Source organism: Streptococcus mitis NCTC 12261, from assembly GCF_000148585.2.
GTDB classification, from domain to species: domain Bacteria; phylum Bacillota; class Bacilli; order Lactobacillales; family Streptococcaceae; genus Streptococcus; species Streptococcus mitis.
Window position 1 is genome coordinate 1,248,006 of sequence record NZ_CP028414.1, and the last position, 14,339, is coordinate 1,262,344.

At 40.7% G+C, this 14,339-nt stretch carries 14 protein-coding genes and 1 pseudogene; 2 read left to right on the forward strand and 13 right to left on the reverse strand.

Annotation, left to right across the window (positions count from 1 at the left end):
- Window positions 1-39 precede the first annotated feature (39 nt).
- From SM12261_RS06520 to SM12261_RS06540, 5 genes are all read right to left on the reverse strand, one after another.
- A complete protein-coding gene (locus SM12261_RS06520) occupies window positions 40-636 on the reverse strand; it encodes a response regulator transcription factor (protein WP_000698194.1) in 597 nt (198 codons plus the stop codon).
- Window positions 617-2,191, reverse strand: a complete 1,575-nt coding sequence (locus tag SM12261_RS06525) for a sensor histidine kinase (RefSeq protein ID WP_004239283.1) — start codon at window positions 2,189-2,191, stop codon at window positions 617-619. The genes SM12261_RS06520 and SM12261_RS06525 overlap by 20 nt, the downstream gene beginning before the upstream one ends.
- A gap of 80 nt (window positions 2,192-2,271) precedes the next feature.
- Complete coding sequence (locus tag SM12261_RS06530; RefSeq protein WP_000283298.1) at window positions 2,272-4,287, reverse strand: FtsX-like permease family protein; 2,016 nt, start codon at window positions 4,285-4,287, stop codon at window positions 2,272-2,274.
- A gap of 12 nt (window positions 4,288-4,299) precedes the next feature.
- Window positions 4,300-5,034, reverse strand: coding sequence for an ABC transporter ATP-binding protein (locus tag SM12261_RS06535; RefSeq protein WP_000811489.1), 735 nt, complete (start codon window positions 5,032-5,034; stop codon window positions 4,300-4,302).
- Between the two features lie 131 nt (window positions 5,035-5,165).
- Window positions 5,166-5,273 (reverse strand): QVPTGV class sortase B protein-sorting domain-containing protein, encoded by a 108-nt coding sequence (locus tag SM12261_RS06540; RefSeq protein ID WP_115262369.1) that lies wholly within the window; start codon window positions 5,271-5,273, stop codon window positions 5,166-5,168.
- Between the two features lie 704 nt (window positions 5,274-5,977).
- On the opposite strand from SM12261_RS06540, the gene SM12261_RS06555 reads away from it, so the two are divergent.
- Window positions 5,978-6,886 carry a LysR family transcriptional regulator gene (locus tag SM12261_RS06555; RefSeq protein WP_001222582.1) on the forward strand — a complete coding sequence of 303 codons (909 nt, stop codon included), beginning with the start codon at window positions 5,978-5,980 and terminating at the stop codon, window positions 6,884-6,886.
- Window positions 6,887-6,939: 53 nt separating this feature from the next.
- Here SM12261_RS06555 and SM12261_RS06560 read toward each other — a convergent pair whose 3' ends face one another.
- Genes SM12261_RS06560 through miaA form a run of 5 tightly spaced genes read right to left on the reverse strand, consistent with a single transcriptional unit; the run spans window position 6,940 to window position 11,391 of the window.
- Window positions 6,940-7,695 (reverse strand): SDR family NAD(P)-dependent oxidoreductase, encoded by a 756-nt coding sequence (locus SM12261_RS06560; RefSeq protein WP_001142139.1) that lies wholly within the window; start codon window positions 7,693-7,695, stop codon window positions 6,940-6,942.
- Between the two features lie 20 nt (window positions 7,696-7,715).
- Window positions 7,716-8,645 (reverse strand): ribonuclease Z, encoded by a 930-nt coding sequence (rnz, locus tag SM12261_RS06565; protein ID WP_000354330.1) that lies wholly within the window; start codon window positions 8,643-8,645, stop codon window positions 7,716-7,718.
- 14 nt (window positions 8,646-8,659) lie between these two features.
- Window positions 8,660-9,283: a cystathionine beta-lyase gene (locus tag SM12261_RS06570; protein ID WP_000129696.1), complete on the reverse strand. Its 624-nt coding sequence runs from the start codon at window positions 9,281-9,283 to the stop codon at window positions 8,660-8,662.
- The gene (gene hflX, locus SM12261_RS06575) at window positions 9,276-10,514 is read right to left on the reverse strand and encodes a GTPase HflX (RefSeq protein WP_000573171.1); all 1,239 of its coding nucleotides are present in this window, start codon (window positions 10,512-10,514) and stop codon (window positions 9,276-9,278) included. The genes SM12261_RS06570 and hflX overlap by 8 nt, the downstream gene beginning before the upstream one ends.
- A complete protein-coding gene (gene miaA / locus SM12261_RS06580; RefSeq protein ID WP_000850198.1) occupies window positions 10,507-11,391 on the reverse strand; it encodes a tRNA (adenosine(37)-N6)-dimethylallyltransferase MiaA in 885 nt (294 codons plus the stop codon). The genes hflX and miaA overlap by 8 nt, the downstream gene beginning before the upstream one ends.
- A 120-nt stretch (window positions 11,392-11,511) precedes the next feature.
- Between miaA and SM12261_RS06585 the strand changes: the two genes are divergently transcribed.
- Window positions 11,512-11,682, forward strand: a complete 171-nt coding sequence (locus SM12261_RS06585; RefSeq protein ID WP_001051780.1) for a DUF3042 family protein — start codon at window positions 11,512-11,514, stop codon at window positions 11,680-11,682.
- 50 nt (window positions 11,683-11,732) lie between these two features.
- On the opposite strand, the gene SM12261_RS06590 is transcribed toward SM12261_RS06585, so the two are convergent.
- The 3 genes and pseudogenes from SM12261_RS06590 to SM12261_RS06600 form a co-directional block, all read right to left on the reverse strand.
- A complete protein-coding gene (locus tag SM12261_RS06590) occupies window positions 11,733-12,572 on the reverse strand; it encodes a thymidylate synthase (protein ID WP_000158610.1) in 840 nt (279 codons plus the stop codon).
- Window positions 12,573-12,670: 98 nt separating this feature from the next.
- Window positions 12,671-13,630: an ROK family glucokinase gene (locus SM12261_RS06595; RefSeq protein ID WP_000078545.1), complete on the reverse strand. Its 960-nt coding sequence runs from the start codon at window positions 13,628-13,630 to the stop codon at window positions 12,671-12,673.
- A gap of 117 nt (window positions 13,631-13,747) precedes the next feature.
- Window positions 13,748-14,314, reverse strand: a pseudogene (locus SM12261_RS06600) (excalibur calcium-binding domain-containing protein); the annotation flags it as partial.
- Window positions 14,315-14,339: the final 25 nt, after the last annotated feature.

Consider the following 14,339-nt stretch of genomic DNA (forward strand, 5'->3'; position numbering starts at 1 on the left):
TATCGCAGAAATTAAAAAAGCTGCATCTTCTGCAACTTTTTAATCTGGTGGAAAATAGCCCAACTGCTCAGCGATATGAATCGCCTCCTGCCTGTTAGCCACTCCTAATTTTGAAAAGATATTGGCCAGGTGATTGGAAACTGTACGTTTACTCACATAGACCTTGTCACAGACATCATCAATAGTCAAGCCATTTCTAACCAGTTCTAGTATCTCGATTTCTCGTGGTGTTAGCACCTCTACCATCACTTCATCTGAAAAGATCTTACCTCCTAGATAAATCTTTTCCAGTTTTTTCACCAACTCATCTGGATCCATACTTTTATCTAGAAATCCATAAGCCCCCATAGCTTTAGCTCGGTGTTCATACATCTTTTTGCTGTATCCCGTCAAAATCACAACCTTACTAGAACAACCATTGTCAATAATCTCTTGTGCCAAGGTCAGCCCATCAGCTTGATACAGACTCGTCAGGTTGATGTCAATCAAAATAATGTCGTAGTCATTAAAAGCAATCTCCGAAATAGTCGAAAAATTATCCACTAACTGGACCTTTTTAATGTTTTCCGATAACTCTAAAATCATCTTGATACTTTGGCTAAATAATTTATGATCATCAATTAACAAAATTTTCATAACACAACTCCTTATCAATCGGGAGAGTAATTTCTACACGAAATCTCTTGTTATTTTCAAAAATCTGCATTTGACCACCTAAAACACTAATTTTATTAGACATATTTTTCAAGCCATAACCTAAGGATTTTTCTGTTTGAAGGCAGTCATTTTCAGAAATGATAAAAAGAGCGTCATCATGCATATCAATCTTCAAAGAAATCCTTCCACCACTAGCGTACTTAACGGCATTGGTCGCCAATTCCTCAACCAGACGATAGGTAATTTTATCGTAAGGAGATAAAAGCCTAAAGTGGACAGGAAACTGTGTGACGACTTCATTTTCTGCGTGATAGCGCTTGACAATCCGATTAATCAGCCCTTGATACTGTATGTCTAACTGCTCGTCTGTTTCTACCATTGGCTGATAATAATCCATCCGCTCACGAATCCGCTGAACCAACTCCTCTGTCACCAGATTGATCTGTTCACCAAAAGCCCGATTGATACTATATTTATTGAAATTTTTTATCGCCATCACATTTTGCAGGATTTCATTGTGAAGAAATTCCGAGAACTGTTGTTCTGTGTCTTCATTTGCCAGCAGACTTTTCACCATGCGGTTACGCTTTAAAAAGAGAACTTTTACATAATCCCTAGCATCTAGCATTTCAGCAGAACGAAAAAGGCGAATCAATTCTTCCGAACAAATCCCGAACAATAGTAACATGATATTCAATACCAAAAAGCTCGTGTTTAAGTCTAGACGAAAGATGATGAAAATGCCTACTAACAAAAACATAAGCAGTAAAAACAAGCGTGAAAAAGCTTTTATATAGGACAATTTCAACTCTGATACCCTTTTTTGAAGAGAGCTGACAATCGTTTTGAAGTGTAAAAAAGCTAAGATACCAAGAATTTCTAGATACCAGACTAGGTTCATCACTCCTGAGCCCCTCGTATTGATATACAAAAAGAAATAAGAAAGAGGCAATATCAAAGCTAATATCCACAAATTTCGTCTCTGATACTTGAGTTTACTTTTCAACTCTTTATGATATAAAATCAGTAAAATCAAGGGAACAAGGTTTAAAAAGAAAGACGCAAACAAGGACAGAAATAAAAAAATTGAAGGACTTAACAGATACGAACTAATGGTGATTAGTGTCAACACAAAGGACACACTCAACAGTTCTTCTCCTATTTTCTCTCCCAGAAAGATAATAGACAGAGAACTATACACCAATAAAAAAGAGTTGAGAGGATGAAGAATATCAAAAAAGTGCAACAGGGTGCTCGCAACTCCTTGATTAAATATGGATTGCCAGCTAATGAGAAACATCATCAGGAGCAACCAAAGTTTCAACTCACTATACCGAAAGGTCACAATATTACAAATATAGCTAAATACAATTAAAGCAATAATCAGCAATAAAACCATCTGCAAGGAAAAATCTGTCGAAAAGTCCAGAGGAATCCTATAATAAATATAAATCATTAAAGCTAGATGATTAAAAATCGTCAACCACCACAATAAAAGTGAGTTTTTCGAGAGCGATTTGACAAACTGTTTCATATGTATCCACTTCCTGAACTACTTTAATATCATTATAACACAATACCAGAATTGTCGGATTGGCAACTCTGGTATTTGACTTAATTTTCAATAATTTGCCAACTTACTCTGTAAGTCACTAGCAAGTAAAGGACAAAGAGTAAAACCGCTACTCCCAGATAGGTGATATCAATAGAAATGCTGGTATTAGCGAAGTTCTCAAAATAGCCCAAAAGAGCGGTACTCAAGGCAAATGCTAGCGGACCTGCGATGACCAGCGGAACCAAGAAATAACTTAGAATCTGTTGCAAAAGAATAGTACGATTTTGCTTCCTCTTATTTCCAAGAAGGTATAAGATTTGATAATCATTTACACTATCCAAAGCACTTGTTGAAGTTTGAAGGGACAAGATACTGAGGGAAATAATGATAAAAATAACACTGACAAAAATCATGACAAAGACAATGACGCCCATAAATCCAAGGTAAACCTCGAAAATACTTCCTTTGGTTTGATAGGTGAACGAATTCAACTCTGCTCCATCACGAGTGAAGTAGTATTTTTCAATCCACTGACTCAAGAATGTTTCTACTTCCCGTTTGTCTATATTTTCCTTGAAATTGGCAACATAGGTCGTGTGGTCTTCCGTCAATCCAACTACTACCTTATCTGGTACAATCAAGGTTCCTGAGTCATTTGTAGTTACTGAAGATAAAAAGTAAACTGTTTCAAGTGGCTTTGAAGAGGCAAGGTTGAGAGAATGACCGTTAATCATGAAGGTTTTGGTCGTTGATAGAAAGTCCTGGATCTGCTTGGCAGTTCCTTTATAATTGGCATTGACTAGAAATTGGTCTTCTGCCAAGTCAATCGCTTTTTTCCCTTGCAGTTTGCGGAGATGATTGTAGGCAGAAATTCCTAAAATCGGTACTTTTGATTCAGGAAGTTTCTTATCATGCTCCCAGAGATTGCTGGTATCAATCAAATCTTTATAAGTTAAATCACTAGAATAGATAGGGCAGCTGTACTCCTCTTTGATGAGGTTAAAGTCAAAGCCATCGGCTTTCAATCTGTCTTTGACAGATTCCTGAGAAAATTGAAACTCTTTACCACGGTAGAGATTGACAGTTACATCATAAGGTGAGTATTTGTTCAGCTCTCGGTTCATAGTCGTATAGGCACTACCACTAAAAACGAGTAAGCTGAGAGCCAGTGTCAAGGTCAAGGATAAGACAGCCAACGTGACCGAATTACTATCAGCTTGTTTTGAAAATTGACGGATTTTAAAAGTGTTTAGTTTGTTATAGTAGGTTTGAGGCAGTTTTCTAAGGGAGACCAAGATAAAATGGCTCAAGGTATTGTAAAATAAAATCACAAAAATCACGAAGATAGATACCAGCAAGATACCCCAGCTTTTCAAGAATGATAGATGATGATAGTCTGAAAAATAGAGAGCACCAAAGCCGATAACAGCTGTCGAAAGAATAAAGAGAAGTACTTGGAGAACTGGCTTGCCTTTTGCCAAGACAGATTTTTTGACCCCATTTTCTTGAATAAGTGCAATGATATTTTGCTTTCTAAAGGCAAGAATGTCCATGACACCTACAATAAAACTGGTTACCAAATAGGAATAAACTAGTAAGATGACAGACTTGCTATCAAAGAAAAGCAGACTACCAAAGTAATTGGCCATGAAAAACTCAGATGCAATCTTAGCTAGAATGACCAGTAAAATCAATCCAAGCAAGAAACCTAGAATCAAGGAAAAGATATTGACCAGCATGGTTTCAAAGAACAGGGTACCGATAATCTGCTTCTTCTTCATTCCCAGCGTTGCATAAAGTCCCAGCTCTTTCTTACGCCGTCCCAGGACAAAGTTTGTGGAATAAACGACGAGAAAGGCAATCGCCGATAGAATCAGATAGGAAAGCAAGCCCATGTACTGACTCATCACCGTCGTCAACATTTCCTTTGCTCCTGATAAACTTTGCATCACTGGATGGCTTGGTAAAGCATTAAAAGCGTAGAGCAAGCTATAAATCAAGGTCAGACTGAAAAAATAGATGGTATAGGTCTGTAAATTTCGAAATACATTTCGTAAAATCAATTTTGGATACATACTCTCCCCCTCCTATCTGGTACGGCTGTAAATCTCTTGCAAATACTGTTCATTAGATAAGCTGTTACGTTCCAAATCATCCATAATCTTTCCATCGCTAAGTAGCACCATCCGTGAAGAGTACTTGGCTGCAGCAGGGGCATGCGTAACCAATAAAATGGTAATACCAAAACTTTTATTGATTTCCTGCAAAAGCGCCATCAGTTTTTCAGAATTGGCAGAGTCCAAGGCTCCTGTCGGCTCATCTGCGATAATCAGTTTAGAATCATCAATCAAGGCTCTAGCAGTTGCCACACGTTGTCGCTGACCACCTGATAACTGATTAGGAAACTTATCTTTTAAGTTTTGGATGGCCAACTTATCCAAAATTTCCTCAATCTTATCCTGATGTTTTTTGATATTTTTCCCCTGAATTTGAAGAGGTAGAACGATATTTTCATAGACCGTCAAGGTTTCCACCAAGTTGTAGGCTTGGAAAATATAGGAAATGTTTTTAGCACGATAGTCAGCTAGTTCATTTTCCTTGGCATGGATGATGTCAAAATCTTCAAATCGAATCTCACCTGATGTTGGTTTATCAATCGTTGAAATACAATTGAGGAGTGTTGTTTTTCCACTACCACTGGCCCCCATAATTGCCAGAAATTCACCTTTTTCAACGGACAAGTTCACATCTGATAAAGCATGAACGATATTATCCCCTTGACCAAATGTTTTCGTTAATCCTGTCACAATAAGCTGTTTCATCATTTCATTCCTCCGTTTCTTTATTACTCTCTCATTATACGGTTCCTTTCAATGTTTGGCATGAGTATTTTGTGCAATATATTCAAGTAATAAAAAAACCGATGCCTTTTTCAGGTATCGGTCGATGTTGATTATTTGCGATCGTTTCTTTTTTTCATAAAGTAAACAATCCCTATGACAACAACTCCTAAGGCCAGTACAGGTGCATAGAATTCTAGTGTTCCAATAATTCCTTCCATTTTATCCTCCTGTCAAAAAATAGAGAGTTTTATCCACAGCGCACGTTTGGCGAAATACATTCATAAGAATATGTAAATCACCAACCACAGCGCCCCTGTGCTGTTAATCTAACAGCCGTACGCCACACAGCAGCGGATTTACCATCTAATTCTTGGCTATTAATTTCCATAATCCAAAGAATCAATCTCAAAGTTGTCTTGTTTTATTTGTATTTCTCCCCGTAAATATAACACCAAATCAAAATGTTGTCAATGTTTTGTAATAAAACACTAGAATTTTCCTTTTGTTTTATCTAACAGCGAACATTATTTGTCGTACACTCATAGAAACAGGTGAAACACAATCCACAGCGGCCTGCTAGTGTCATTTTAAAAGCTGTGTACCACTAGCTTGTAATTTCCCGAAAAGTTCTTGGTTTTCAACCTCGAAACTTAGAGAATCAATCTCTGGACGACTTGTATTTTTAGCCATAAGGTTACTTCCTTCTTTTAGATGATCATCTTTACAGTAACTAGTATAAACTCTAGTATTGGATAAGTAATGAGTAAATCGTGCAAATTTCTTATTTTCGAGTAAAATTTTTAATCTTATTTACTAAATGGTTTAAAAATTTCTTCTTAACTACTTTACAGAGACTCACACACTCCCCCTGATTTTCCTATCTTCTTTGGCGATTCTGACGCAAGTGTGGTACAATAAAAACATGAGAATTCAACAATTACACTATATTATCAAAATCGTCGAAACTGGCTCCATGAATGAGGCAGCTAAGCAACTCTTTATCACTCAACCGAGTCTTTCCAACGCTGTGAGAGATTTGGAAAATGAAATGGGCATTGAGATCTTTATCCGCAACCCCAAGGGCATCACCTTGACCCGTGATGGGATGGAGTTCCTCTCTTATGCCCGTCAGGTTGTCGAGCAGACCCAGCTTTTGGAAGAACGCTATAAAAATCCTGTCGCCCACCGCGAACTCTTTAGCGTTTCCTCCCAGCACTATGCCTTTGTAGTCAATGCCTTTGTTTCTCTACTCAAGAAAAGTGATATGGAGAAATACGAGCTCTTCCTTCGTGAAACTCGTACTTGGGAGATTATCGACGACGTCAAGAACTTCCGTAGTGAGGTCGGTGTCCTATTTTTTAACAGCTACAACCGTGATGTTTTAACGAAAATGCTGGATGACAACCACCTGCTGGCTCACCATCTCTTTACCGCGCAACCGCATATCTTTGTCAGCAAGACCAATCCTCTGGCAAAGAAAGACAAGGTCAAACTATCTGATTTGGAGAACTTCCCTTACCTCAGCTATGATCAAGGAACTCATAACTCCTTCTACTTTTCAGAAGAGATTCTCTCGCAGGAATACCACAAAAAATCTATCGTAGTCAGTGACCGTGCCACCCTCTTTAATCTCTTGATTGGTTTGGACGGTTATACCATTGCGACAGGAATTTTGAACAGCAACCTCAACGGAGACAATATCGTTTCTATCCCACTGGACATTGATGACCCCATTGAGCTGGTCTATATCCAGCATGAAAAAACAAGCCTCTCTAAGATGGGCGAACGCTTTATCGACTATCTACTAGAAGAAGTCCAGTTTGATAGTTGAAAAATAATAAGAACCAATATGTAGGCTAGCAACAACCTGCACATTGGTTCTTTTTACTTATAATTAAAAGTTTCCCCTGCCAACTTATCTGCTAGCTTGGGAAAGAGAGTATAAAACTTATGGGCTAGGTTCAACAAAATCGGGAGGTTGAGTTCTCGTTTGTTTTTTCCTATAATCTTGACAATCTTTTTAGCCACTGTATCTGGTTCTAACAAGAAACGGTCAACCGACTTAAGATAAGTCCCATCTGGGTCCGCTTGGTCAAAAAATCCTGTTCGGATTGGTCCTGGATTGACTGTTGTCACATAGACTCCATAGGGCATGAGTTCGAGGCGCAGAGCATTTGAAAAACCAATGGCCGCAAACTTAGTGGCTGAGTAGAGACTAGACTTGCCAGTAGCGATCAAACCTGCCATACTAACAATATTGATGATATGGCCTTTTTGACTTTCCTTCATTCGAGCCGCAAGGCGACGAGACAGATTCATTAGGGCAAAGGTATTGACCTCGAACATCTGATGAATATCTTGGTCGGAAATCTGGTCAAATTCCTCAAAAATCCCGTAACCAGCATTGTTAATTAAGACATCAATCTTGCCATAACGGAGATAGAGGTCAGTTACCAGAGATTCTAAGGCTGAGTCATCGGTAATATCGATTTCCATCAATTCTGCATGGGGATGATTTCCGTAGAGTTGGGCTAATTTTTCCTTATTTCTACCAAGCAAGATGAGTTGGTCATTTGGCAGAAGTTTAACCATTTCTTGGGCCAGGCCACCGCTAGCTCCAGTAATGAGAATAGTAGGCATACTTATCCTTTCTGTGACTGCTAGATTTCCACTTCCTCCAAGTCTTTGACCACATGGACATTTTCAAAAATGCTAGCAGCATCTTTCTTGAGCTTGCTGATATCTTTTGAGAGGAAACGGGCACTGATATGGTTAAGCAAGAGGCGTTTGGCACCTGCTTCTACCGCTACTTGTGCAGCTTGCATGTTAGTAGAGTGGCCATGGTTACGAGCAATTTTTTCATCACCCTTGCCATAAGTCGATTCATGGACAAGGACATCGGCATTGACAGCCAGACGCACACTAGCATTGGTTTTTCGGGTGTCACCCAGAATGGTGATAATCTTACCTGGACGTGGAGCTGAGATATAGTCTGCTGCCTTGATTTCAGTTCCATCTTCCAAAACAACATCCTGCCCGTTCTTGATTTTCCCAAAAAGTGGGCCAAATGGGACTCCAGCTGCCTTGAGCTTTTCAGCATCTAAAGTTCCTTCCAAGTCCTTTTGCATGACACGATAGCCAACGCAGAAAATAGTGTGGTCCAACTCCTCTGCATGCACAGTGAATTTATCGGTCTCAAGGATTTTCCCAAGGGAATCTTGGTCAAACTCATGGAAATGAATGCGGTAGGGCAGACGAGAACCTGACACACGAAGGCTGGTTAAGACAAATGACTTGATTCCCTGAGGTCCATAGATTTCCAAATCTGTCTGCTCTTCATTGGCCTGAAAGGCACGGCTAGAAAGGAAACCTGGCAAGCCAAAGATGTGGTCTCCATGTAGGTGGGTAATAAAGATTTTGCTGACCTTACGTGGTCGAATTGTGGTTTCCAGAATGCGATTTTGCGTACCTTCTCCACAGTCAAAGAGCCAGACTTCGTTAATCTCGTCCAAGAGTTTCAGGGCGAGACTGGAAACATTGCGGGCTTTAGAGGGCTGACCTGCCCCCGTTCCTAAAAATTGAATATCCATTCGATACTTTCTAATTAATCAATATATAACATGGCTGTGCGGTTTTCCGATCGGAAATAGCGCTTGCCAGTAAAAGCTCTAGCTTCTTGCAATAAATCCTCTTGACTGTAGGCTTTGAGACGTTTACGACCATCAGCCAAGCTTTCCAAATCAGTCAAAGCTGTGAGACTCTCCATGCTAACAACTTCCTCATCTACAACAGCCTTCATGTAAATCTTACCAGACTCTTCAAAGACCAGTTGATGGGGGAAAATTTGCGCAATTTCAAAAAGCAAGTCATCCGAAATCTTCTCTTCATTTTCAGAGAAAATCCGACCCAGACCCTCACTCTCATAACAAAAACCAAAGGATTTACCCGACAGATTAAGCCGAATAAAAGGCTTATTTTCTAGGGTGAAACTTGGCTCAGTATTGTAAAGATTCAGTTCCTGACTGAGTTCCGCAAAATAATCCGTCGCAGCCTCAGGACTTTTTTTCTGGTAGAGTTCTGCAAAATAAGCATTGACCACGCTAGGCGGAGGAGTGATCAGTGCCAACTGCTCTTGCTCTGTTTTACCAGCTAGAAGTTGATCCAGATAGACCTTATCCAGACTTGTATAGCCCCCATATTTTAGAGCCAAGGTTTTAATATCAGTCATAAAATTCCTCTAACCTCCATTTATTTTTCTCGGAAATGTAGCCTGTAATCACTTCGCCGTCTTCCTGATAATCACGTTCTTCAAGAATCGCAACACTTTCTAAATCATGAATCTTGTAGGACTTAGAAAAAGGCACGCGCAGGGTAAAAGATTCAAAAATATCCTTGATTTTCTCTAAAAATAGTGTCTGCAAGTTCTCACGACTATCCTCAGACTTGGCAGAAATGAGGGTATAAGGCGTTTGGGTCGGCGTAAAATCCTCCACCAAATCCGCTTTATTATAAAGGGTCAAGCGAGGAATATCTTCCATGTCCAGGTCTTTCATGATGGACAGGACTGTTTTTTCATGCTCCTCATGGTAAGGATTGCTGGTATCGATAACATGAACCAGAAGGTCCACATGCTTGCTTTCTTCCAAGGTTGACTTGAAACTGGACACCAACTCTGTCGGCAAATCTTGGATAAAGCCAACTGTATCTGTCAAAGTTACTTGGAGATTGCCTCCCAGATGGATACTCTTAGTTGTCGCGTCCAAAGTCGCAAAGAGCTCGTCTGCTTCATACTGTGTCTTACTGGTCAAAGTGTTCATGATGGTTGATTTCCCAGCATTGGTGTAACCAATCAAACCAATCTTAAAGGTGCTTGACTCCAAACGTTTTTCTCTGACAGTCGCCCGATTTTTCTCAACCACCTTGAGCTGGCGCTCGATATCCGTGATTTGGTTGCGAACACTACGACGGTTCAACTCCAACTGGCTTTCACCAGGTCCACGGGAACCAATTCCCCCTGCCTGACGGCTGAGCATAATCCCCTGACCAACCAAGCGAGGCAGGAGATATTTGAGCTGGGCTAGGTGGACTTGGAGCTTCCCTTCATGGCTCCGAGCTCGCATGGCAAAGATATCCAAAATCAACTGCATACGGTCAATGACCTTAACACCCAGAACTTCCTCTAGATTGACATTTTGCCTTGGCGTCAGACGGTTGTTGACGATGACAGTGGTGATTTCTTCTGCATCCACCATAAGCGCAATCTCTTCCAACTTACCAGAGCCGACGAAGGTCTTGGAATCATATTTTTCACGTTTTTGTCTGTAACTATCTACAACGACTGCCCCAGCCGTTTTCGCTAAACTGGCCAATTCTTCCATGGAGAGGTCAAAATTGTCCATGCCCTGCAATTCCACACCAATGAGCAGGACCCGCTCCTCTTTTTTCTCCGTTTCAATCATCTAAAAACTCCTCTATCTGGCTAAAAATACGGTCTTGCACACCAGATTCTCCGATTTGATAAAAGGTGACCTGCATGCGATTACGGAACCAGGTCAACTGACGTTTGGCAAAACGACGAGTCGCCTGTTTGAGACTCTCACTAGCATCCTCCAAGGTCTGCTCTCCACGGAAGTAAGGAAAGAGTTCCTTGTAACCAATGCCCTTGGCTGCCTGCACATCTGGATAATGGGCAAAGAGCCACTTAGCCTCATCCAAAAGCCCAGCCTCAAACATTAGATCTACTCGGCGATTGATACGCTCATAAAGCTGACTGCGCTCATCGTCCAAGCAGATAATCAGCGGTTCATATAGACTCTCTTTATTTTCCAAATCCTGACCAAAATGGGCAATTTCCAAGGCACGCATCGCACGACGACGATTAAACTGGGGAATCTCAAGGTCTGCTTGCTCCACCAAATGGGCTAATTCCTCATCTGAATATGGCTCCAAACTAGCTCGATAAGCTAAAATCTCCTCATGAGGAGTCTCACCACCTAGGTGGTAGCCTTCAAGCAAGCTCTGGATATAAAGCCCAGTCCCACCAGCAATAATAGCTAGCTTGCCACGGCTTTGAATATCCTCAATAGCCTTCTTAGCTTCTGAAACAAAATCAAAAGCCGAGTAAGACTCGGTTACCTCTCTAACATCGATTAAATGATGAGGAACAGCTGCCTGCTCTTCTGGACTAGCCTTAGCCGTCCCTATATCCAGACCTCGATAGACTTGCTGGCTATCTCCACTAACCACTTCGCCATTAAAACGCTTTGCAACTTCGATGGCAAGGGCTGTTTTTCCAACTGCAGTCGGTCCAACAATCACAATTATTTTTGTTTTCATCTTTTTTCCTTGAAAAATTCCCATTTTTTCGTTACTATTATTATAACACAAAAAGGTCAGTCAGAAAAATGTGACCTCTTGAGGGGGCTGGCTGATTAAGAAGATAAAGGAGGAAGACTCATGGCTAAAGGATTCGCTAAAGGTCTTGTAACAGGTGTCGCAGGAACTGTCGCTGCAGTCGCAGGTGCAGTATACGCATTTAAAAAGAAAGTGATCGAACCAGAAGAGCAAAAAGCAGCTTTCATCGAAGAAAACCGTAAAAAAGCAGCTCGTCGCCGCGTATCACGTTAAGAAACAAAAGAAGTTGGGATTTATTTTCTCAACTTCTTTTTTCTATTCTTTTAAATAGCTAGGTCAAACTTCAACTGTGGCTTGACAGGGTCATAATCCACCAACTCAAAGTCCTCTGCTTTAATATCAAAAAAATTGGTCTTATCTGGCACATTCAAGACCAAACGTGGTTGGCAGTTTGATGGCTCACGACGGAGCAATTCCTGAGCTTGTTCAAATTGATTGTCATAGATATGGAGATTGTTGATGAAGTAGAAGAACTTCCCAACCTTCCAGCCGAAATGCTTGGCAATCATCATTTGAAGAGCCACGTACTGCATAGCATTGATGTGGTGGGCCACCAACATGTCATTCGAACGCTGGGTCAAGGTCGCATCCAGATAGATTTCCCCATCTACACGGCGGACATCAAACATGGTCTGAAAGGCACATGGAAGGAGGCCCTCTGTCTCCTCAAAAGCTTGGTAATCCCAAAGGGAGATGATGTTTCGGCGGTTCCAAGGGTTGGCTTCCAACTGTTTGAGAAGCTTATTGATAATATCGTGTTTCTTAACAACGGCACCATAGCGCTCACCAATGGTTCCTGTATCTCCCACTTCCCAGTCATTCCAGTAGTGAACATTGTACTTGTCATTGAGAACTTCTAGGCTATTAGACTGGTCTTGGTAAATCCAGAGCACTTCCTTGATGGCGGATTTAATAGCGATAGGACGCAAGGTTGTGATGGGAAATTCTCCCTTGGACAAGTCATACTCGGCAAAGGCACCAGTCATATACTTGGAGTTGGCAACGGTTCCATCCTTATACTTAGGACGGGCCTGCTCAGAAAAGACACCGTCTTTGAGGATTCGTTCAATATTCTCTTTAAAAATCGTATCTGCTTTTGTCATTTACTCTCACCTCATTTATTGTCCTAACTAGTATAGCATAAAAAAAGAAAGGAGGAAAATCACTCGATTTAAAGTAGTGTTTTTCTCCTTTTATTATTTTACTGCAATACAAGTGATGCTGCCCCGATAACTCCAGCGTCATTTCCTAGAGTTGCAAGAGCCAATTTTGTTGATGTGCGTACTTGTGGGAAGGTATTTTCATCGTAGACTTTTTGAACACCTTGTAGAAGGAATTCTCCTGCAGCTGACACACCACCACCGATGACGATTGTTGATGGGTTTAGGATTGAGCCAATGTTAGCACAAGCGATTCCCAAGTAACGTGAGAAGTTACGGTAAACGATCAAAGCAAGGTCGTCTCCTTCTTTTGCCAAATCAAAGACAGTCTTAGCAGTTACTTCTTCTCCGTTATCAATCAAACGTTTCAAGGCTGCATCGCCTTCGTATTCATCGGCATAACGACGAGTCAAGTTGACAATTCCTGTTGCTGAAGCAACTGTCTCAAGGCAACCTTTCTTACCGCAGGTACATGCGATTGGTTGGTCAAAGTCAACAGTGATGTGGCCAAGCTCACCTGCTGCACCAGCAACACCGTGAAGCAATTTACCTTCTGCAACGATACCGCCACCAACACCAGTTCCGAGTGTCATAAAGACAACATCTGGTTGGTTATCACCAGCACCCATCCAGCGCTCACCAAGAGCTGCCACGTTGGCATCATTATCGATGAAGAATGGAATGCCCAAGGCTTTTTCAATTTTTTCTTTAATTGGTTGAAGAGTTTTCCAGTTGAGGTTGTAGGCACCGATAACAGTCCCTTTTTCACGGTCAACCACACCTGGTGATCCCATCCCAATTCCTTGGAAGTCCACTGCTGCCAATCCAAGCAAGTCCAAACGATGCTGAATAGACTCAATCATATCATCTACAATGTGGCTTCCTTCATCCAAAATATTTGTCTTGATAGACCATTTTTCTTGGATTTCTCCCTCTTGAGTTAAAATTGCAAATTTGATAGAAGTTCCACCAAGGTCAATCCCAATAATCTTTTGACTCATCATATTCTCCTTTTTAATTATGAATTAATTGAAAATGCTTACAGTACTAGTATAACAAAATTCACTCATTTATGCAAAGGTTTGCATTAACTTTCTAGATTTTATCCTTACTTATGGTTTCCATAGACCTGAAGCATCTACATAGTAGCGGCCTCCATCAACTCGCTCATTTTTAGCCATTTTACCATCTGATTTCAAATAGTAGTTTCCTTGCCATGCATTGCGAGCATAAGAACCATCTGATTTCAAATAATACCAAGCTTGATAAGAAGAGTCATAAATCCATTCACTCTGTGCCATTTTACCATCAGCTTTCAGGTAATAGCTTCCCTGCCATGCATTTTTCACTGGATTTCCATTTCCATCAAAATAGTACCAAGAACCGTCCTGCTTAACCCAACCACTTGCTGTGGATGAAGTTGTATCAGTTTGAGTTGTAGCCGCTTGTTTTGCTTTAAAAGCACCCTTAGGAGCATTTTTCAATTCGCAAGCCACACCATCATGATCGCGGTCTAACTTGGCAGAATAACCAGGTTCTCCCTCGTGAATATCTGCGTATCCATTCGCCCAAGCTTCTTTACAACTAGAAAAATGAATGTTTTCTTCTGCTAACACAGGTTGTGAAAACAAGGCTAAAACTGGCAAGGTAGCCAGACTCATTTTTAAAAATAAACGTTTATTCATTTCTTTCTCCTATGATGATGTTATC